Origin of the sequence: uncultured Pseudosulfitobacter sp. (assembly GCF_963976325.1) — a bacterium.
GTDB lineage: Bacteria > Pseudomonadota > Alphaproteobacteria > Rhodobacterales > Rhodobacteraceae > Pseudosulfitobacter.
This window is the reverse complement of the sequence record NZ_CAXBJW010000001.1, coordinates 416,123-436,278: the sequence shown is the minus strand read 5'-3', so window position 1 is coordinate 436,278 and position 20,156 is coordinate 416,123. Positions and strand designations below refer to the sequence as shown.

Below are 20,156 nucleotides of genomic sequence, written 5' to 3'. Positions count from 1 at the left end.
CCGTAAGTGCCCTTCCCGTTTCATTTTGCAAACCCGTTCATTTTGCAAAAATGCATGACTATTTTGGAAAGATGCGTCTTTTCCATGTGTTTTTGCAAGCCTACAGTGCGCCCAACGGAACACCACAGGAAGGATTTCCCATGCAAGAGATGACCCATTACCTGAACGGCGAACACGTCAAAGGCACCTCGGGCCGCTTTGCCGACGTCATGAACCCCTCGACCGGCGAAGTGCAGGGCCGCGTGCCACTGGCCAGCGGAGAAGAGCTGAACAAGGCCGTCGAATACGCCGCCGCCGCCCAACCGAAATGGGCCGCGACCAACCCGCAGCGCCGCGCCCGTGTGCTGATGAAATTCGTCGACCTGCTGAACCGCGACATGGACAAGCTGGCCGAAGCGCTCAGCCGCGAGCACGGCAAGACCCTGCCCGATGCCGCCGGTGACGTGCAACGCGGTCTGGAAGTCGTCGAATACTGCATCGGCGCGCCGCAACTGCTGAAAGGTGAATACACCGACAGCGCCGGCCCCGGCATCGACATGTATTCCATGCGTCAGGCGCTGGGTGTGACGGCGGGCATCACGCCCTTCAACTTCCCTGCCATGATCCCGATGTGGATGTTCGCGCCGGCCATCGCTTGCGGCAACGCCTTTATCCTGAAACCGTCCGAGCGCGACCCCTCCGTGCCCTTGATGCTGGCCGAACTGCTGGAAGAGGCAGGCCTGCCCAAAGGCATCCTGCAAGTCGTCAACGGCGACAAGGAAGCGGTTGACGCGATCCTGCATCACGACGTGATCCAGTCGGTCGGCTTTGTCGGCTCGACCCCGATTGCCGAATACATCTATGCCACCGGCTGCGCCAACGGCAAACGCGTGCAGTGCTTTGGCGGTGCAAAGAACCACATGATCATCATGCCCGACGCCGACATGGATCAGGCCGCCGACGCGCTGATCGGTGCCGGTTACGGTGCGGCGGGCGAACGCTGCATGGCGATCTCGGTTGCCGTGCCCGTCGGTGATGAGACCGCCGACCGTCTGATGGAAAAGCTGATCCCGCGCGTCGAAGCGTTGAAGGTCGGCCCCTATACCGCAGGCAATGACGTGGATTACGGCCCCGTTATGACCGCTGCGGCCAAGGCCAACATCGAACGTCTGGTGCAGACCGGCATCGACCAGGGTGCGAAGCTGGTTGTCGATGGACGTGGCTTCAAGCTGCAAGGCTACGAAGACGGCTATTTCGTCGGCCCGCACCTGTTTGACCACGCCACCAAGGACATGGACATCTACACCCAGGAAATCTTTGGCCCGGTTCTGACCTGCGTGCGCGCGCAGGACTATGAAGAGGCGCTGGGTCTGGCGATGGACCACGAATACGGCAACGGCACCGCGATCTTTACCCGTGACGGCGACGCGGCCCGTGACTTTGCCAACCGGATCAACATCGGCATGGTCGGCATCAACGTGCCGATCCCCGTGCCGCTGGCCTATCACACCTTTGGCGGCTGGAAGAAATCGGTGTTCGGTGACCTGAACCAGCACGGCCCGGATGCGTTCAAATTCTACACACGCACCAAAACCGTGACCGCGCGCTGGCCCTCGGGCATCAAGGAAGGCGGCGAATTCTCCATCCCCGTGATGGAATAACGCCCCTGCGATATACCCTGCCCCGGTGCACTGCGCATCGGGGCAGGTTTCTGCCGCTGGCCCGTCCGCCCGCTGGCCCTGCCCACGAAAGACTTGCAACTGTGGCCGCAGAGACCGATTATTAAACAAACGTTCATTTCGGCGATCAGGGAGGATGCGATGGACTTCGCACTGACAGACGAACAATCAGCTATTTTCGACATGGCCTATGCCTTTGGCCAGGACAACATCGCACCCCACGCCCGCGACTGGGAGGCCAAGGGCACCATTCCCAAAGAGCTGTGGCCGCAGGTGGGCGAGCTGGGCTTTGGCGGGCTGTATGTGTCCGAAGCGTCCGGCGGTGCCGGTCTGGGCCGTCTGGACGCCACATTGGTGTTCGAGGCGCTGAGCATGGCCTGCCCGTCTGTTGCAGCCTTCCTGTCCATCCACAACATGTGCGCGCGCATGATCGACAGCTTTGCCAGCGACGACTTCAAGGCCCGCGTGCTGCCCGATGTGCTGACGATGAACACCGTGCTCAGCTATTGCCTGACCGAACCCGGCTCCGGCTCGGACGCCGTGGCGCTGAAAACCCGCGCGGATCGCACGAACGAAGGCTACACCCTGAACGGAACCAAGGCGTTCATCTCGGGCGGCGGCTATTCGGACGCTTACGTGTGCATGGTGCGCACCGGCGATGCGGGTGCCGGCGGCGTCAGCACCGTTTATGTCAAGGACGGCACCGACGGGCTGTCGTTCGGCGCGCTTGAGGACAAAATGGGCTGGCGGTCGCAGCCCACGGCACAGGTGCAGTTCGACGATTGCAAAATTTCTGCCGACAATCTGATCGGTGAAGAAGGCAAAGGATTCAAATATGCGATGATGGGGCTGGATGGTGGCCGTCTGAACATTGCCGCCTGTTCGCTGGGCGCCGCGCAGACCGCGCTGAACGCCACGCTCAACTACATGGGCGAACGCAAGGCCTTTGGCCAAAGCATCGACCAGTTTCAGGGGCTGCAATGGCGTCTGGCCGATATGGAAATCGAACTGCAAGCCGCGCGCGTCTTTCTGCGGCAGGCGGCGTGGAAACTGGATCAGGGCGCGCCCGACGCCACCAAGTTCTGCGCGATGGCGAAAAAGTTCGTGACCGAAACCGGGTCAAAAGTGGTCGATCAATGTCTGCAACTGCACGGCGGCTATGGCTATCTGGCCGACTATGGCATTGAAAAGCTGGTGCGCGATTTGCGGGTTCACCAGATTCTGGAAGGCACCAACGAGATCATGCGCGTGATCGTGGCGCGTGACATGCTGAAAAACCGATGAGCGATATTTCCATCCGCATCACTGGTGTCGCCGGCCGCATCACGCTGACCCGCCCCAAGGCGCTGAACGCGATGACCTATGACATGTGTCTGGCCATCGAGGACGCGCTGGACCGCTGGCGCGACGACGACGCGGTGCAACTGGTGATCATCGACGCCGAAGGCGACCGCGCCTTCTGCTCGGGCGGCGACATTGCCGACCTCTATGCATCGGGGCGCAAGGGTGACTTCGCCTATGGGCAAAAGTTCTGGGCCGATGAATACCGCCTGAACGCCAAGATTTTCACCTATCCCAAACCTGTGGTCAGCTTCCTGCAAGGGTTCGTGATGGGCGGCGGTGTGGGCATCGGCTGTCACGGATCGCACCGGATCGTGGGCGAAAGCAGCCAGATCGCCATGCCCGAGGTCGGCATCGGCCTGATCCCCGACGTGGGCGGCACGCTGATGCTGGCGCTGGCACCGGGACGGATGGGCGAATACCTGGGCACCACGGCGTCCCGCATGGGGCCATCTGATGCGATTTTCTCAGGTTTTGCTGACAGTTATGTGCCGCAGCTAAAGTGGACTGATCTGATCGAGCAACTGGAGTCATCGGGCGACATCACCCTGCTGGAGACCGCCGCCGAAACGCCCGAAACCGGCCCCCTGCAAGGCCAGCTTGACGACATCAACCGCCATTTCGGCGGCGAAGGCCTGGGCGATATTCTCCGGTCACTCAGCGCCGAAGACAGCGACTTTGCCCGTGCCACGTTGAAATCACTGGGCCGCAACAGCCCGCTGTCGATGGCCTGCACCATCGAGGCGCTGCACCGCCTGCGCGGCCCGTCCCTGACCATCGAAAAGGCGCTGGATCTGGAATACCGGTTCACGTCCCGCGCGATGGAACATGGCGATTTTCTGGAAGGCATTCGTGCTGCGATCATCGACAAGGACCGCAGCCCGAACTGGCAATACGCAGACACCGACGTGCCGCCAAGTGCTGTCAGCAAAATGCTGCGCCCCTTGGGCGACGCGTCACTGAAACTGGGAGGAACTGAGCAATGAAGATAGGATTTATCGGCCTTGGCAACATGGGTGCACCGATGGCGGCCAATCTGGCCAAAGCGGGCCATGACGTGACAGGTTTTGACGTCGCGGGCACCACCGCCGAAGGGGCCGCTGTTGCAGACACCATCGACGCCGCAGCGGCAGGTATGGACGTGGTGATCACCATGCTGCCCAACGGCGCGATCCTGCGCGATGTCGCCGCACAGATCATCCCGCTGATGGCCAAGGGTGCGTGTTTCATCGACTGTTCCACTGTTGACGTCGACAGCGCCCGCGCCGTGGCCGAAGACGCTGAAACCGCTGGCCTTCTGGCCGTGGATGCGCCCGTTTCGGGTGGCATCGGTGGTGCGGCGGGCGGCACGCTGACCTTTATGGCGGGCGGCAGCGCAGATGCCTTTGCCAAGGCCGAACCGCTGTTCGACATCATGGGCCAAAAGGCCGTGCATTGCGGCGAGGCAGGCGCCGGACAGGCCGCCAAGATCTGCAACAACATGATCCTTGGCGCCACGATGATCGCCACCTGCGAGGCCTTTGCACTGGCCGACAAGCTGGGGCTGGAACGGCAGAAAATGTTCGACGTGGTCAGCACCTCGTCGGGCTATTCCTGGAGCATGAACGCCTATTGCCCCGCCCCCGGCGTGGGTCCGCAATCGCCGGCCGACAACGACTATAAACCCGGGTTCGCCGCCGAGCTGATGCTAAAGGATCTGGGCCTTAGCCAGCAAGCCGCCGAAGCGGCAGATGCCGACACGCCGATGGGCAAGCTGGCGCTGGCACTGTACAAAACCTTTGTCGAGGACGAAGGCGGCAAAGGGCGCGATTTCAGCGCCATGTTGCCCCGGTTTGCCGAACGGGGTCGCGGTTGACCCTGTAAGGAACCCTTTACACGCTGACGGCGTTGTCCCTCGAACCAAGCGTCCTGGGGGGCAACGCAATCATGAGCCAAAAAGCAACGGCGCTGCCGGTTATCGGTATATTCGTCATCATGTTGATTTACGGGCTGGTCGCTGCGTCCAACTTCCTGATCCCTGTCACCGCCGCCGTTCTTGCCTATTTCGTCCTCAGCCGCCCGCGTCGCGGCTTGCAGCGACTGGGCATTCCCAGCGGTGCGGTCGCGGTGCTGTTCACCGGCCTGATCATCACCCTATTGTCCCTGTCGCTTTACTATTTTTCGTCCCCCGTCAGCATGATGGTGCGCGACGTGCCCGAGTTGATCGAGCAATTGCAGGACCGCATCAGCGCCACGCAGAACGACACGATCAAGGCAGTGGCCGAAGCGGCCGAAGCCGTCGACAACATGATCGAAACCAAAGACACCCAGACGGAAAAGCCTGTCGAAGTCGCGGTGGTGGACCAGGAAACCTCGACACGGCAAATCCTGACCCTTGCGCCGCAATTGGTCAGCCAGTTGCTGTTCGCGGTGCTGTTGCTGTTCTTTCTGCTGAGTTCGGGCGACTTTTTCCTGCAACGGGCTGTTGAAAGCATTGGCCGAACCAAGGACAAAAGCCGCGCGCTTGAAATCGTGGCCACGATTGAACGCCGGTTGGGCCGCTATCTGGGCGGCATCACCCTGATCAACGCGGGGCTTGGCCTTACCATCGGCACGGCGATGTTCCTGATGGGCATCAACCAGTATATCGCAATCGGCGTCATGGCCTTTGCGTTGAACTTTATCCCCTATTTCGGGGGTCTTGCTGGGGCCTGTATCGCCGCACTGGTGGCATCGTCACAGTTCGGCGCTATCTGGTCGCCGCTGCTGGTGTTCGCGGTCTACATGGGCTGCACCAGCATCGAAGGCCAGCTTGTAACGCCTTTGCTGATCTCGCGGCGGATGCACCTGAACGCGCCTGTGCTGTTTCTGGTCGTCGCGTTCTTTGCCTATATCTGGTCGGTCATCGGCATGATTGTCGCGGTGCCACTGTTGATCGTCGCCAAGATCATCTTGGACGAGATTGAGCCGATGCGCCACATGGGCCGGTTTCTGGGCGACGCGCAGGATATGGACGACGAAGCCCAGACGCGGCTGGATATGGAAATTCTCAAGCATGGAGCGAAAACAGAATGAAACATCTTCTCACCCTGGCCTCAGCGGTTGCGGTGGCCAGCACGGGGTTTGTCGCGCCGGTCCAGGCTGCAACGTCCATCCCAAGCCTGAACGCCGCGCACGGCCCCGTGGTGCTGGTGAAGAACGACAAGGAAAAGCCTGACAAAGCCAAGGGCAAAGCGAAAGGCAACGACAAGAGCCAGGGCAAAGCCAAAGGTCATAAGGACGACAAAGGCGGCGGCCACGGCAAGGACGCCAAAGGCCCGAAAAAGGACCAGAACCACAAAGGCAAGGACAAGGATCACAAATCCGATGATCGCGCCGAAAAGGGTCATGGGACCGACTTTAAAGACGCCCGCAAAGCCCGCGAACGCACTGATCTGGACCGCGTCGCGCGTGAGGTTCTGAACGTTCAGGCCCCCAAGGACCGTGACCTGCGCGGGATCATCGCCGCCCTGCCGCTGGCGCTGCTGGGGCTGGACCGCGTCTACGCCGATATTCCCGACGACGAAATCCTGCGCTATCGCAACTGTCCGCCCGGTCTGGCCAAGAAAGATCCCCCCTGCGTGCCGCCCGGACTGGCCAAAAAGGGTGTGACCTATGACCAGTGGGTCGATCATGACGACCGTTACTATGACGGGCTGCTGCGCGACCGTGTGGACACATACCGCGACCGCGACCTGCGCCCCTATGACGATCTGGTGCTGAACTCGCGCCAGATTGCCGACCTGTATGATCTGGCACCTGCACCGGCTGGCCAACGCTATGCGCTGATCGACGGTATGCCGGTCCTGCTGGACGTTGATGAATACGATACATTGTTGAAAGTCAACGGCTTGGCGCGTGTTGTTGATCTTCCGGGCGGGGTGCGGATTGCGCCCACTGCCGCGCTGACACAGGCCGAAATGCAGCGCATGTACCGCCTGCCCGCGCCGCAGCCGGGGTACAATTATTCGGCCGTCAACGGTGACGTGCTGATGCTGGACGATGACGCATTCGAGACGCTGCAACTGATCCGCATCGCCCGCGCCATCCTGTAAACCGCGCTGGTCGCCGCCCTATTCGGCGGCGACCTTGCGACCCTGCAACATCGGTTTCAGATAGCGGCCCGTGTGGCTGGCCGCGACTTCGGCCACCTGTTCGGGCGTGCCAGTTGCCACAACCTGACCACCGCCGTCGCCGCCCTCTGGGCCGATGTCGATCAGGTGGTCGGCGGTTTTGATGACATCCAGATTGTGTTCGATCACCACGACCGAATTGCCCTGATCCACCAGTTCGTGCAGCACTTCCAACAGCTTGCGCACGTCTTCGAAATGCAGGCCGGTTGTCGGCTCGTCCAGAATGTACAGCGTGCGTCCCGTGGACCGGCGTGCCAGCTCCTTGGACAGTTTGACCCGCTGCGCCTCGCCGCCGGACAGGGTCGTCGCCTGCTGGCCCACCTTGATGTACCCCAGACCGACCCGCATCAGCGCGTCCATCTTCTCGCGGATCGACGGCACCGCTTGGAAAAACGTCTGCGCGTCTTCCACGGTCATGTCCAGCACGTCGGCAATCGACTTGCCTTTGAACGTGACCTCAAGCGTTTCGCGGTTGTAGCGTTTCCCCTTGCAGGTTTCACATTCGACGTAGACATCGGGCAAAAAGTGCATCTCGATCTTGATAACGCCGTCACCCTGACAGGCCTCGCAGCGCCCGCCCTTGACGTTAAAGCTGAAGCGGCCGGGTTTATAGCCGCGTGCCTTGGACTCAGGCAGACCGGCAAACCAGTCACGGATCGGGGTGAAGGCGCCGGTGTAAGTCGCTGGATTTGAACGCGGAGTCCGCCCGATGGGGCGTTGGTCGATGTCGATGACCTTGTCCAGATGCTCAAGCCCCTTGATCGTTTCGCAGGGGGCCGGTGTCTGGCGCGCGCCGTTCAGCCGCATCGACGCGGTCTTGAACAGCGTCTCGATGGTCAGCGTCGATTTGCCCCCGCCCGATACGCCGGTGACGCAGACGAATTTGCCCAGCGGGAAATCCACAGTGATGTCGTGCAGGTTGTTGCCCGACGCCTTGACCACCTTGACCGATTTCTTCTTGCCCTTGCGACGGGTCGCAGGCACGGCAATCTCGCGTGCGCCGGTCAGATACTGGCCGGTGACGCTGTCGGGGTTGGCGGCGATCTGGTCGGGCGTGCCGTGGGCGACCACGCGCCCGCCGTGCACCCCTGCCCCCGGACCAATGTCGAACACATAATCCGCCTCGCGGATCGCTTCCTCGTCATGTTCCACCACGATCACGGTATTGCCCTGATCGCGCAGGTTTTTCAGCGTGCCCAGCAGCCGGTCGTTGTCGCGCTGGTGCAGGCCGATGGATGGCTCGTCCAGCACATAGAGCACCCCGGTCAGGCCGCTGCCAATCTGGCTGGCCAGCCGGATACGCTGGCTTTCGCCGCCCGACAACGTGCCGCTGTTGCGGCTGAGGGTCAGGTATTCCAGCCCGACGTTATTGAGGAACCCCAGCCGCTCGCGGATTTCCTTGAGGATGGCGCGCGCGATCTCGTTTTTCTGGGCGGTCAGGTTGTCGGGCACGGTTTCGCACCACGCGAACGCCTCGCGGATCGACATTTCGACCACTTGGCCTGCGTGCAACAGCTCGTCGGGCTTGTCGGACGGGCCGATTTTCACCGCCAGCGCCTCGGCCCGCAGGCGGTAGCCGTGGCAGGTGCCGCAGGGGCGGTTGTTCTGGTAGCGCTCGAACTCTTCGCGGACCCAGTTGCTGTCCGTCTCGCGATAGCGGCGTTCCATGTTGGGAATGACGCCCTCGAACGTGCGCGTCACCGAATAGACCCGCCCACCTTCGTCGTAACGGAACGGGATTTCATCGTCGCCCGAACCGAACAGGAACACCTGTTTCACATGGGCGTCCAGATCTTTCCACTTGGTCTGCGCGTCAAATTCGTAATGTTTTGCAATGGCTTCGATGGTTTGCAGGAAATAGGGCGACTTGCCCTTGCGCCAGGGTGCCAGCGCGCCATCGTAAACCTTCAGGTTCTGATCCGGCACCACCAGACGTTCATCAAAGAACAGCTCGACCCCCAGCCCGTCACAGTCCGGGCAGGCGCCGAAAGGCGCGTTGAACGAGAACAGGCGCGGCTCGATCTCGGGGATGGTAAAGCCGCTGACGGGGCACGCGAATTTCTCGGAAAACGTCATGCGTTCCGGGTCGCCCTCGGCCGGAGCGGTCTCCAGAACCGCGATACCGTCGGCCAGATCAAGGGCCGTGCGCAAGCTGTCGGCCAGCCGCGTTTCCAGCCCTTCGCGCACCACGATACGGTCGACGACCACGTCGATGTCGTGGCGGAATTTCTTGTCCAGCGTCGGCGGTTCGTCCAGATCGTAGAATTCCCCGTCAACCTTCACCCGCTGAAAGCCTTGCTTGCGCAACTCGATGAATTCCTTGCGGTATTCGCCTTTGCGGTCACGGATGATCGGCGCCAGAAGATAGGCACGCGTGCCCTCCTCCATCGCCATGACGCGGTCGACCATGTCCTGCACCTGCTGCGCCTCGATGGGCTTGCCGGTCGCGGGGCTGTAGGGCGTGCCGACGCGGGCGAACAGCAGCCGCATATAGTCGTAAATCTCGGTCACGGTGCCCACGGTCGAACGGGGGTTTTTCGACGTGGTCTTTTGTTCGATGGAAATCGCGGGCGACAGGCCACTGATGTGGTCCACGTCCGGTTTTTGCATCATGTCCAGGAACTGGCGCGCATAGGCAGACAGCGATTCCACATAGCGGCGCTGCCCTTCGGCATAGATCGTGTCGAACGCCAGCGACGATTTGCCCGACCCCGACAGGCCGGTGATCACCACCAGCTGGTCGCGCGGAATGTCCACGTCGATGGATTTCAGGTTGTGCTCGCGCGCGCCGCGCACCTCGATGTTTTTCTGCTCTGCCATATCCGCCCCACGGTTAACGATTTGTACATAGTCCCGCGTGGCGGATTCTCCAATGGCAAAAACGGAACCAATAGGGAACATCGGCAGGATGCTGACAAAATGTGTCAGTAACCGCCTGTTGCGCGGGGCTGGCGACTTTGGGATGGACTGGCTGGCAAAGTCATGGTCTGAATTGCTGCATATTCAGTTCACATTTATCCTACGAGGTTTCACGATGCGGTATCTGCTGGCAGTCATTTGTTTTCTGGGTTTGCTCGCGCAACCCGTGGTGGCGCAGGATCGCGCCAATACAATTCTGGTTCTGGACGGGTCAGGCTCGATGTGGGGCCAGATCGACGATGTGGCCAAGATTGCCATCGCGCAGGACGTTGTGGGCAAATTGCTGACCACAATCCCCGCCGACCAGCAACTGGGCCTGACCGTTTACGGCCACCGCACCCGTGGCGACTGTACGGACATCGAAACCGTCGTGCCCCCCGGCCCCGACACCCGCGACGCCATCGGCCAGGCGGTGCGCGGGATCAAGCCGCTGGGCAAGACGCCAATGACCGACGCGGTGATCGCCGCCGCACAGGCGCTGCGCTATACCGAGGAAAAGGCCACCGTTATTTTGGTGTCCGACGGGATCGAAACCTGCAATCCCGATCCATGCGCCGCCGCGCGCCTGCTGGAAGAGGCAGGCATTGATTTCACCGCCCACGTCATCGGCTTTGACGTGACCGACGCCGAGGCGCTGGCCCAGATGCAATGTCTGGCCGAAGAAACCGGCGGCACCTTTCTGACCGCCTCAAATGCTGACGAGCTGACGGCGGCGCTGAACACGGTGGCCACGGAAACCGCGCCGGTCCCTGTCCCCGCCATCCTGCGCGCGGTCGAAGGCGACGAAAATGCACCGCTGCTGGACGATCCGGTGATGTGGACGGTGACAGGGCCGGACGGCACCGTGCTGACCACCGACGAACAGACCAACCCGCTGGTACTGGACGTGCTGCCGGGGGCCTACGAAATCACCGCCTACCGCGCGCAGGTCGAAACCGCGCTGGACGCGCAATTGCAGGTCATCGTGGGCAACGACAACACGCTGACCGTGGTGTTTGAAAAGCCCGCCGTAAAAGCCACGCTTGAGGCCGCCGAAAGCGCCCCCATGGGCAGCGACACGCAGGTCTCGTGGCAAGGACCGGCTGGCAAGGACGACTATATCGCCGTCGTCGACCCGCTAGACGACAGTGGCCGTGTGATCAACTATACCTACGTGCGCGACGGCAACCCCGTCAGCGTCACGATGCCCCCGCGCGAGGGCGATTTCGAGCTGCGCTATTACCAGAAGGACCGCACCGTGATCGGCACCCGCCCGATCACAGTGACGCCGGTCACCGCCCTGATCGAAGCGGCCGAGACAGCGCCGGCCGGTTCTGAACTGGCCGTCACGTGGCAGGGGCCGGACTACAAGCGCGACTTTATCGCCGTGGGGGAACAGGGCAAGCCGTACATCAACTATGCCTACACCAAGGATGGCAGCCCCGCCTCGGTCACGATGCCGACCAAGGCCGGCCGCTACGAGCTGCGCTATGTCATGGATCAGGACCGCACGCAGATCGCCACCCGCGTGATCGACGTGGTGGATGTGACCGCCTCGGTCACCCCGCCCGCGCAGGCCACCGTTGGTGCGACCATCGCGGTGCCGTGGGAAGGGCCGGATTACAAACGCGATTTCATCTCGGTCGGCAAACCGGGCGAGGCGTATATCAACTATGAATACACCCGCAACGGCACACCTGCGCAGTTGCTGATGCCGACCGAACCGGGTGAATACGAAATCCGCTATGTGCTGGATCAGGACCGCGAGGTGATTGCCACCGCGCCGATCACGCTGGTCGCTGTCGCCGCCAGCGTGACGCCCCCCGCCACGGCCACCGCCGGTGCGACCGTCGCAGTGCCGTGGGAAGGCCCCGATTACACACGCGATTTCATCGCTGTCGGCAAACCGGGCGCGCCCTATATCAACTATGTCTACACCAAGAACGGGACGCCGGCCCAGTTGCTGATGCCGATTGAGCCCGGTGATTACGAGGTCCGCTATGTGCTGGATCAGGACCGCGAAATCATCGCCACCGCCACGATCACCATCGCGGCGGCCGAGGCCAGCGTGACGCCACCTGCGCAGGCCGTCGCGGGGGCGATGGTTGCCGTGCCGTGGCAAGGGCCGGATTACACGCGCGATTTCATCGCTGTTGGAAAACCGGGCGAGCCATATGTCAACTACGCCTACACCAAGAACGGCACACCGGCGCAGTTGCTGATGCCAACCGAACCGGGCGACTATGAAATCCGCTATGTGCTGGATCAGGACCGCGAGATCATCGCCACCGCCATGATCACCGTCGGTGCCGTCACCGCCGGGATCACGCCGCCACAGGATGCCCCCGTGGGTGCGACCGTGGCCGTGCGGTGGGAAGGGCCGGATTACAAGCGCGACTTTATCGCCGTGGCCAAACCGGACGAGCCTTATATCAACTATGTCTACACCAAGGACGGCAACCCCGCGCGGGTCGAAATGCCCGCAACGCCCGGCGACTATGAACTGCGCTATGTGCTGGATCAGGACAATCTGGTGATCGCCACCGTACCGCTGACGGTCACCGATGTCACCGTGACCCTGAACGCACCCGCCAGCGGGGCGGCGGGCACGACCATTGCCATCCCCTTTGAGGGGCCGGGCTATGCGCGGGACTATATCGGCATCGGCGCGCCGGGGTCGGTCAGCTACGAAACATACGTCTATGCCAGAAAAGGCGAGATCGCGAAGCTGAAGCTGCCCGAGACACCCGGCGACTACGAGCTGTTCTACATGATGGACGAAGGCAACCGCGTGATGGCGCGCCAGCCGTTCACCGTCACGCCGTAACGCGGCGGCGCTGTGCCGCCAGCAACAGGTGCAGCGCCAGCCCCGCGACAAAGGCCGTGCCTGCCAGCAATGGCAGCCCGGTGTACCCCAGACCGGCCAATGCTGCCGCCATCACCGGCGTGCCCAGCGTGTTGCCCAGATTGCCCATCTGCGCCATCGCCCCGTTGGCCTGCGCCTGAGTGGCCGCGGTGCCGTTCAACTGTGGAACAGCGGTAAAGGTTGCGCCCTGTATCAGCCCCATCGCGGCAGCCAGCGCCAGACAGGCCAGCGGCAGGCCGGGCTGCACCCACAGCCACAGGATCGACAGCGCGCTGAGGCCAAAGCCGACACAGACCACCCAGACCGCACTGCGCCGCCCCAGCAGCCACACGCCAAGGGTCATCGACACGGCAATGGATGTCAGCGGCATCGCCCCCATAACCAGCGCCCGCACGTCCTGTGGGATATAGGGCGGCAGAACCGTCAGGATCGACACGAAACAAAATGTATAGAACAGCCAGCCCAGCCCCGGTGCCGCGATCCGCGCCGAGCTGTAGATCGTCACATGACTGCGCAGCACCTGCCCCAGCGACAGCGGCGTGTCCGGCCCCGTCCCCGGCAACCGTCGCAGCCAGACCATCAGCATTACGGCAAAGCCCGCCATGTACAGACTGTGCGCGATGAACAGCGCAGGCACGCCCCGAACAGCCACCAGCGGCAGCCCCGCCCATGTCAGCACCGCAAAGGCCACGCCAAAGAATGTGCCCCACAGGGTCAGCGCCCAGCCGCGATCCTGTGGCGCTGTGATCTGCGCGATCAGCGTGGGTGCCGCGACCACCAGCCCCAGATGCGACAGCCCTTCGATGGCGCGCAGGGCCAGAAACCACTGAAACGACGGCATCATCGCCTGCACCGCCGACACCGCAGCGCCCAGCCACAGCGACATCAGCAGCGCCCGACGATAGCGGATACGCGCCACCAGCAGCCCCGCGACCACGCCAAAGATGATCCCCAGCAAGCCCACCAGCGACACCGCCCAGCCAATCGCAGCCCCCGCATCGGGGTAAAGCTGCGGCAACTGGTCAAAGATCACGCTGATCTTGCCGTACTGCGCCGCCGCCCCCAGCCCCGCGCCCCAAAGAGCGAACACAAGGGCGATGGGGGTGCGGGTCATATGGGGCGCTTTCAGTCAGACGGGATGCCCGTGTTGTGACAGAGGTTCGCCGGATCGGAAAGATGTCATGCAATGTGCGGCCGCAGTTGTCGCAGACTGCGCCGGTGTGATACCCGTGGCATATGCGCAATTTTCCGCGGGACAGCTTATGGCACCGGCACTTGGACGGGTGATCCTTTACACGGGTCAGATCGACAGCATGGCCGAATTTTATGCGCACCACTTCGGCTTTTCAATTGTGCGCAGTGACACCGATCGCATCGTCGAACTCAGACCGCTGTCGACGGGCATAACCATCCTGCTGCATCCCGCCGCCAAGGGGCAGCGCGCAGGTCAGGTTCTGGTGAAGCTGGTGTTCGATGTCGAGGACGTCGCCGCATTTTGCGAAACCGCGCGGAAAGACGGCCTTGAGTTCGGCAAGATCCACCAAGCCGACGGATATGTCTTTGCCAATGCAAAAGACCCCGCGAAAAACGCAATCCAGATTTCGAACCGGGCGTTCAAGACGTCCTGAGACGGCCCTGACCGCCCTGCAACCAACCACCGTATTGCGCGACGTCTGGCGGGTCTCGTCGTCACCCGGCTTTGTCTATGGCCGTGACATCAGCATTGTCTGCCATCCATCGTATTCGACCCCGGCACGCTCTGCCATATCCAGAATAACGGGCGTCAGTTCGTAAAATTCGGGAAAGCTGACCGGCATGTCACGCGTCAGAACAACGCCGACAGGTCCGCTCAGCCACTGGTCAACTGAAAACCCATGCGCCGCGAGGCCGTCGGCAAGATCCGTTAGCGATCCGCGCCGCCCGTAAAACCAGAAATCCGTCTTTCGCGGTATCAGCCCGTCATCACCGTTCTCATGAAGCACTGCGATAACGCGCCGATCTCCGTCCAACCGGATGTCGACGGGGCTGGGTGTCAAAAACTGCACCAGCGCCTTGCGATCCTCCACCTCCTCGGCCGCGCAGCTAAAGCCCTGTACTGGCGTTGCGTCCAGAATTGGCGTCACGTCCAGCGGGTCGCGATGAACAAGATACATCAGGCGCTGACCCTGACCGGTTACACTTGCGATCTGGACAGCGCCCGCCGCACGAAACGACGGCGCCACGGCAAGCGTGTCTTCAAGCGCGTAAAGGCCAGCGGTGCCTTGCGGCATCCCCCGCGCGCCGATGTTTGCAAGATCGGCCCGGCATGTCACGACCGTTACGTGTCCCGCAGACAACCGCATGTGTGCAGGCGCTGTGCCCGCGCGGGCCACAACGACCAGCGGCATGCCATCAGACGCCACGCGGTCAAAAATCATCCAAACATCGTCTTCAGTGGACGCAAGGTGCACAGGCTGCGCACTGATCGGGTGAACGGCCGCGAAGAGGAGACATAACGATGCGGCGATCTGCTTTATCATTTGCGGGGGCTCCGATTGTCTTGGGGTGCCAGTACTGCACAAGCAGCGAACCAAGGTCAACGCGCGACCAAAGCTGTGCTATGAACCAAACCGCGTCGCGACCGCTGCAATCGAACGCCACGATCACCTGGGGCCCAAAACAGGGGTGCCCTGCTCATTCTGCCCGCTTAAACGTGCTGCCCGCCGTTGATCGGAATCTCCGCCCCCGTCACATAAGACGCCTTTGCGCTGCACAGAAAGCTGACCACCTCGGCCACTTCCGCAGGGCTGCCCAGACGTTTCATCGGCACTTGTTGCTCTACCATTTCCTCGGTGCCCGCCGACAGGATCGACGTGGCAATCTCACCCGGTGACACGGCGTTGACGCGCACGCCCTTGTCGCCCAGCTCGAACGCCAGCTCGCGGGTCAGCGCGGACAGGCCCGCCTTGGACACCGCATAGGCGGACCCCGCAAAGGGGTGTATCTGCTGGCCCGCGATCGAGGTCACGTTCACCACCGCCCCCTTGGCCTGTTGCAAGGGGCCCAGCAGTTCGCTGCACAGCATCATCGGCGCCATCAGGTTGACCATCATCACCCGCTGAAAATCCTCCAGCGAGGTGCCGGTCGCCGACATCCGCCCGCCGTCTTCGGCCTTGGGCGAGATACCGGCGTTGTTGACCAGCGCGTTCAGGCCGCGGTTGCCCAGACGTCTCTTCAACTCGGCCATGCTGGCACGGATCGACACCGGATCGGCCAGGTCGATCTCGATGTGCTGCACGATCCCCTCTGCCCAGGGACACACGTCAGAGAATGGCGTGCGGGCCAACGTGAACACTTCCCAGCCCGAGTTGTGGAATTCCTTGACGATGGCATGTCCGATCCCGCGACTGGCACCGGTGACGGCGACGGTGGGTTTCTTGAACGGGCTGTTGTCCTGGGTTTTGTCAGACATGGCGCTTGTGTCCTTTTGTCGAAATGTTCAGCGATGCGCTGACGCATCAAGGCATACGCGCCGTAGGCGCACTGTAAAGGCTATCGCTGCGCGTGTAGGGGCGATTTCCGCCGTCCCTGCCCCGATTTCAGGCACAGAAAATCGTGTTCCCGCCCCCTGCACGCAGCAAGGTTATGTCACTTGACATAGCCTGGCCAAGCCTAACGGCAATTGTCATCTTTGCCCTGCATTATCCATCTTGAAGCAAAACAGAAACATGACTTAATTCACCTTATTCCAAACGCTTACACATTCCAAAGAGGTAGAATTCAACCATGCCCGTATCCTACACCGCGATCAATCTGAACACATTGCAACAGCTTACGCTGGACGATGTGGACCTGACATTTTTCAACCAGACGGCCTATAGCTTTCCGCCCACGTCGTCGGTGCTGGCCGGTGCGCCCGAAACCACGTTCCAGACCGAGAACATCTTTACCATCACCATGAACCTGGGCACCGTGAACGGCGTGCCGCAATCGGTGACGGCCTTCTTTACCGGCAACTGGCCCGCGCCGCTGAGCCCGGCCGAGATGTCCAACATCAACACGCTGAACAACTGGCTTCAGGCTGCGGGTGACATCCAGATCGACCAGTTGACGCTGATCGACACACGCGGCGGCGGGTTCAAGATCGACATCGACTTTGACGGCGAAGGCCCCACCCCACGCGAGCTGGTCACCTCGTGGGCCGAAGAGGATCTGGTGAACGTGCTGCCGCCCGAGCCGCTGGACTGGACCGGCACGGATGACGTGGACATTTTCAGCGGCACCGAACTGGGCGATGTGCTGCACGGGTTGGACGGCAACGACCGGCTGCGCGGGCTGGACGGCAACGACACCATGTACGGTGACGACGGCAACGACCTGCTGATCGGGGGCCGTGGCGACGACGAATTGCGCGGCGGCATGGGCGGCGACAAGATCAACGGAGACGCGGGCGACGACATGCTGGTGGGCGGTGCGGGGCGCGACGTGCTGCGCGGCGGGTTGGGCAACGACACGCTCTATGCCTCGGACCTGAACGGCGACAGCGATGCGCTGGATGACGTGAACCACCTGAAAGGTGGCAAAGGCAACGACATCCTTTACGGCGGTGATTTCAACGACACGCTGGATGGCGGCAAGAACCGCGACACCATCTATGGCGGTGCGGGCGACGATGTGCTGATTGCAGGGCGCGGCAATGACGTGCTGCACGGCCAGAACGGTGCGGACACATTTGTGTTTGAAAGCGGCAAGATCAGCGGCACTAAGCTGGTGGACATCACCCGCTTTGGCGGCGACCACCTGCTGCTGGACGGGTTCGAAGGGCTGGATGCCAGCGTGATGGATCTGGATCTGGGCGACCGGTTTCAGGCGATCCGCGATGCCGGTATTTCGGCCACCAATGTCGGGTCCGTCTGGACCGTGGATTTCAACGGCGAAGCCGAGATGATCATCAACGGCGGCTCGTTTGCCACCGAGGAACAGTTTTTCATCATGATGGACTTTATCTAAGGCGCTTCATTCCCCCCCAAGACACCTTTCAAAACGCAAACCGCCCGCAGGCATCACCTGCGGGCGGTTTTTCGTGGGGCAGTCCCTGCCCTACATATGGATCACACGACCATAAGCATCCAGCACGCTTTCGTGCATCATCTCGCTCAGCGTCGGGTGCGGGAAGACGGTGTTCATCAGGTCTTCTTCTGTGGTTTCCAACTGGCGGCCCACCACATAGCCTTGGATCAGCTCGGTCACTTCCGCGCCGACCATATGCGCGCCCAGCAACTCGCCGGTTTTGGCGTCGAACACGGTTTTCACCATGCCCTCTGCCTCGCCCAGTGCGATTGCCTTGCCGTTGCCGATGAACGGGAACCGGCCCACTTTGACGTCATAGCCCAGTTCTTTGGCCTTGGCCTCGGTATAGCCGACCGATGCAACCTGCGGATAGCAATAGGTGCAGCCCGCGATGCTTTCGGGTTTGACCGCGTGCGGGTGCATCCCCGCCATCAGCTCGGCCACCATCACGCCCTCGTGGCTGGCCTTGTGGGCCAACCAGGGCGCACCGGCGATGTCGCCGATGGCATACAGACCCTCGACACCGGTGCGGCAGTATGCGTCCGTCACCACATGGGTGCGGTCGATTTTCACGCCCAGCTCTTCCAGCCCCAGATCCTCGACGTTGCCGACGATGCCCACGGCGGAAATGACGGTGTCGAACTCCTGCGTCTCGACCTTGCCGCCCACTTCGATATGCGCGGTGACCTTGCCCTTGGCGCGGTCCAGTTTCTTGACCATCGCCTTTTGCATGATCTTCATGCCCTGTTTCTCGAACTGCTTCTTGGCGAATTTCGAGATTTCCTCGTCTTCCACCGGCAGCACGCGGTCCATCACCTCGACCACGGTCGTGTCGGCGCCCAGCGTGTTGTAGAAGCTGGCAAATTCGATGCCGATGGCACCCGACCCGATGACCAGCAGCTTCTTGGGCATCCGTTTCGGGTCCAGCGCGTGGCGATAGGTCCAGACCAGATCGCCGTCAGCCTCCAGCCCCGGCAACTCGCGTGCCCGCGCGCCAGTGGCCAGAACGATGTTCTTGGCGCTCAGGTCCAGCGTTTCCTTGTCGGTTTTCACCTTGACCTTGCCCTTGGCGGGCAGCGTGGCGGCCCCCATGAACACGGTGATCTTGTTCTTTTTCATCAGATGGCCAATGCCGCCCGACAACTGCCCCGCCACCTGCCGCGACCGTTTGACCACGGCGGGCAGATCAAAATCAATATTCTCGGCCTTCAGCCCGAATTCCTTGGCCCGGTGCATCAGGTGGAACACCTCGGACGTGCGCAACAGCGCCTTGGTGGGGATACAGCCCCAGTTCAGACAGATGCCGCCAAGGTTTTCACGCTCGACGATGGCCACTTTCATGCCCAACTGTGCGCCACGGATCGCGGCAACATAGCCGCCGGGGCCTGCGCCAATCACGATCAGATCAAAGGAAGTCTCGGCCATATGTGTCCTCGCTGGCTGCGAAATGGGATATAGTTTAGCGTTAAACCATATCCCATCCTGTCACAACCGCAAGGTTTCAGGACACAAGACCCGTGTCAGGCCGCTGCGACCTGCTCCAGCGCGTTGACGGTGGTGCTGTAACCGCCATCCTGAACATAGCTTTGTTCCACCGACGTCGAACTGCGGCCCAAAGCGTCGTTGCGGTACGGGAACCGGCCAAACTTGCGGATCACTTCGCGGTGCGCGCGCGCGTGCAGCAGGTTGTTGCCACCGTCGTCCATACGCTCGCACATCAGGCGCACACAGCGTTCCTGATCGCACAGGTTTTCAGAATGCATCATCGGCATATAGAAAAACTGCCGCGCGGGCGGGTCGATGCGCATGTCCCACCCCTTGTCGACCGTCGACTTGGCCGCGGCCAGCGCGATGCGGTCGCTGGCAAATGCCTTGGCCTGTCCGCGGAACATGTTGCGGGGAAACTGATCGGCCAGGATGATATAGGCCAGCGCGCCGCTAGGATGGGTCAGCCAAAGCGAATAGTGGCCGTCGCACAGGTTCTGCCAGGCACCTTCAAAGCGGTCGCGGATCTGGCTGTCAAAGGCGTCGTCGGCCTTGTACCAGTCGGCGGGCGAACACGCATCCAGCCAGAATTTCAGAACGTCATCCGAGGTCACTTCGGTTTGCTTGGGCATGGGGTACTCCGTTTGCGCCTGCTCTGCCCCTGCACTGTTAAAGTTTTGTAACAATGGTTCAATTCACGAAATGCAA

General features: G+C 61.8%; 15 protein-coding genes. 9 read left to right on the top strand and 6 right to left on the bottom strand.

The genetic code is table 11. The features are described from left to right. The first annotated feature begins 140 nt into the window (after positions 1–140). From AAC077_RS02150 to AAC077_RS02125, 6 genes are all read left to right on the top strand, one after another. Positions 141–1,640: a CoA-acylating methylmalonate-semialdehyde dehydrogenase gene (locus tag AAC077_RS02150; RefSeq protein WP_339766299.1), complete on the top strand. Its 1,500-nt coding sequence runs from the start codon at positions 141–143 to the stop codon at positions 1,638–1,640. 159 nt (positions 1,641–1,799) lie between these two features. Beyond that, on the top strand, positions 1,800–2,942 hold the full coding sequence (locus AAC077_RS02145) for an acyl-CoA dehydrogenase family protein (protein ID WP_339766298.1): 1,143 nt from the start codon (positions 1,800–1,802) through the stop codon (positions 2,940–2,942). After that, positions 2,939–3,985: an enoyl-CoA hydratase/isomerase family protein gene (locus AAC077_RS02140; protein ID WP_339766297.1), complete on the top strand. Its 1,047-nt coding sequence runs from the start codon at positions 2,939–2,941 to the stop codon at positions 3,983–3,985. The genes AAC077_RS02145 and AAC077_RS02140 overlap by 4 nt, the downstream gene beginning before the upstream one ends. Next, positions 3,982–4,854: a 3-hydroxyisobutyrate dehydrogenase gene (gene mmsB / locus AAC077_RS02135; RefSeq protein ID WP_339766296.1), complete on the top strand. Its 873-nt coding sequence runs from the start codon at positions 3,982–3,984 to the stop codon at positions 4,852–4,854. The genes AAC077_RS02140 and mmsB overlap by 4 nt, the downstream gene beginning before the upstream one ends. 71 nt (positions 4,855–4,925) lie before the next feature. Next, a complete protein-coding gene (locus AAC077_RS02130; RefSeq protein WP_339766295.1) occupies positions 4,926–6,053 on the top strand; it encodes an AI-2E family transporter in 1,128 nt (375 codons plus the stop codon). Further along, positions 6,050–7,072 (top strand): transketolase, encoded by a 1,023-nt coding sequence (locus AAC077_RS02125; RefSeq protein ID WP_339766294.1) that lies wholly within the window; start codon positions 6,050–6,052, stop codon positions 7,070–7,072. The genes AAC077_RS02130 and AAC077_RS02125 overlap by 4 nt, the downstream gene beginning before the upstream one ends. An 18-nt stretch (positions 7,073–7,090) precedes the next feature. Here AAC077_RS02125 and uvrA read toward each other — a convergent pair whose 3' ends face one another. Further along, on the bottom strand, positions 7,091–9,970 hold the full coding sequence (gene uvrA / locus AAC077_RS02120) for an excinuclease ABC subunit UvrA (protein WP_339766293.1): 2,880 nt from the start codon (positions 9,968–9,970) through the stop codon (positions 7,091–7,093). A 214-nt stretch (positions 9,971–10,184) separates the two neighbouring features. Between uvrA and AAC077_RS02115 the strand changes: the two genes are divergently transcribed. Beyond that, on the top strand, positions 10,185–12,875 hold the full coding sequence (locus AAC077_RS02115; protein WP_339766292.1) for a VWA domain-containing protein: 2,691 nt from the start codon (positions 10,185–10,187) through the stop codon (positions 12,873–12,875). On the opposite strand, the gene AAC077_RS02110 is transcribed toward AAC077_RS02115, so the two are convergent. Continuing rightward, positions 12,865–14,028 carry an MFS transporter gene (locus tag AAC077_RS02110; protein ID WP_339766291.1) on the bottom strand — a complete coding sequence of 388 codons (1,164 nt, stop codon included), beginning with the start codon at positions 14,026–14,028 and terminating at the stop codon, positions 12,865–12,867. The genes AAC077_RS02115 and AAC077_RS02110 overlap by 11 nt on opposite strands. Before the next feature lie 148 nt (positions 14,029–14,176). Between AAC077_RS02110 and AAC077_RS02105 the strand changes: the two genes are divergently transcribed. After that, positions 14,177–14,542 (top strand): VOC family protein, encoded by a 366-nt coding sequence (locus AAC077_RS02105; RefSeq protein WP_339766290.1) that lies wholly within the window; start codon positions 14,177–14,179, stop codon positions 14,540–14,542. A gap of 75 nt (positions 14,543–14,617) precedes the next feature. On the opposite strand, the gene AAC077_RS02100 is transcribed toward AAC077_RS02105, so the two are convergent. Both AAC077_RS02100 and AAC077_RS02095 read right to left on the bottom strand, forming a co-directional pair. Beyond that, positions 14,618–15,331, bottom strand: coding sequence for a ribonuclease E inhibitor RraB (locus AAC077_RS02100; RefSeq protein ID WP_339766289.1), 714 nt, complete (start codon positions 15,329–15,331; stop codon positions 14,618–14,620). Between the two features lie 269 nt (positions 15,332–15,600). After that, complete coding sequence (locus AAC077_RS02095) at positions 15,601–16,365, bottom strand: SDR family oxidoreductase (protein ID WP_339766288.1); 765 nt, start codon at positions 16,363–16,365, stop codon at positions 15,601–15,603. A 314-nt stretch (positions 16,366–16,679) separates the two neighbouring features. Here AAC077_RS02095 and AAC077_RS02090 point away from each other — a divergent pair, with 314 nt between their 5' ends. Beyond that, the gene (locus AAC077_RS02090; RefSeq protein ID WP_339766287.1) at positions 16,680–17,903 is read left to right on the top strand and encodes a calcium-binding protein; all 1,224 of its coding nucleotides are present in this window, start codon (positions 16,680–16,682) and stop codon (positions 17,901–17,903) included. A gap of 90 nt (positions 17,904–17,993) precedes the next feature. On the opposite strand, the gene lpdA is transcribed toward AAC077_RS02090, so the two are convergent. Next, a complete protein-coding gene (gene lpdA / locus AAC077_RS02085) occupies positions 17,994–19,388 on the bottom strand; it encodes a dihydrolipoyl dehydrogenase (RefSeq protein WP_339766286.1) in 1,395 nt (464 codons plus the stop codon). A gap of 95 nt (positions 19,389–19,483) precedes the next feature. Further along, complete coding sequence (locus tag AAC077_RS02080; RefSeq protein WP_339766285.1) at positions 19,484–20,080, bottom strand: DUF924 family protein; 597 nt, start codon at positions 20,078–20,080, stop codon at positions 19,484–19,486. Positions 20,081–20,156: the final 76 nt, after the last annotated feature.

Bases quoted from the DNA above. Each gene is read 5' to 3' on its own strand.
- lpdA (WP_339766286.1), bottom strand. From the start codon at position 19,388: ATGGCCGAGACTTCCTTTGATCTGATCGTGATTGGCGCAGGCCCCGGC.
- uvrA (WP_339766293.1), bottom strand. From the start codon at position 9,970: ATGGCAGAGCAGAAAAACATCGAGGTGCGCGGCGCGCGCGAGCACAAC.
- mmsB (WP_339766296.1), top strand. From the start codon at position 3,982: ATGAAGATAGGATTTATCGGCCTTGGCAACATGGGTGCACCGATGGCG.
- AAC077_RS02145 (WP_339766298.1), top strand. From the start codon at position 1,800: ATGGACTTCGCACTGACAGACGAACAATCAGCTATTTTCGACATGGCC.
- AAC077_RS02115 (WP_339766292.1), top strand. From the start codon at position 10,185: ATGCGGTATCTGCTGGCAGTCATTTGTTTTCTGGGTTTGCTCGCGCAA.
- AAC077_RS02090 (WP_339766287.1), top strand. From the start codon at position 16,680: ATGCCCGTATCCTACACCGCGATCAATCTGAACACATTGCAACAGCTT.
- AAC077_RS02150 (WP_339766299.1), top strand. From the start codon at position 141: ATGCAAGAGATGACCCATTACCTGAACGGCGAACACGTCAAAGGCACC.
- AAC077_RS02080 (WP_339766285.1), bottom strand. From the start codon at position 20,080: ATGCCCAAGCAAACCGAAGTGACCTCGGATGACGTTCTGAAATTCTGG.
- AAC077_RS02105 (WP_339766290.1), top strand. From the start codon at position 14,177: ATGGCACCGGCACTTGGACGGGTGATCCTTTACACGGGTCAGATCGAC.
- AAC077_RS02100 (WP_339766289.1), bottom strand. From the start codon at position 15,331: ATGATTTTTGACCGCGTGGCGTCTGATGGCATGCCGCTGGTCGTTGTG.
- AAC077_RS02140 (WP_339766297.1), top strand. From the start codon at position 2,939: ATGAGCGATATTTCCATCCGCATCACTGGTGTCGCCGGCCGCATCACG.
- AAC077_RS02125 (WP_339766294.1), top strand. From the start codon at position 6,050: ATGAAACATCTTCTCACCCTGGCCTCAGCGGTTGCGGTGGCCAGCACG.
- AAC077_RS02110 (WP_339766291.1), bottom strand. From the start codon at position 14,028: ATGACCCGCACCCCCATCGCCCTTGTGTTCGCTCTTTGGGGCGCGGGG.
- AAC077_RS02130 (WP_339766295.1), top strand. From the start codon at position 4,926: ATGAGCCAAAAAGCAACGGCGCTGCCGGTTATCGGTATATTCGTCATC.
- AAC077_RS02095 (WP_339766288.1), bottom strand. From the start codon at position 16,365: ATGTCTGACAAAACCCAGGACAACAGCCCGTTCAAGAAACCCACCGTC.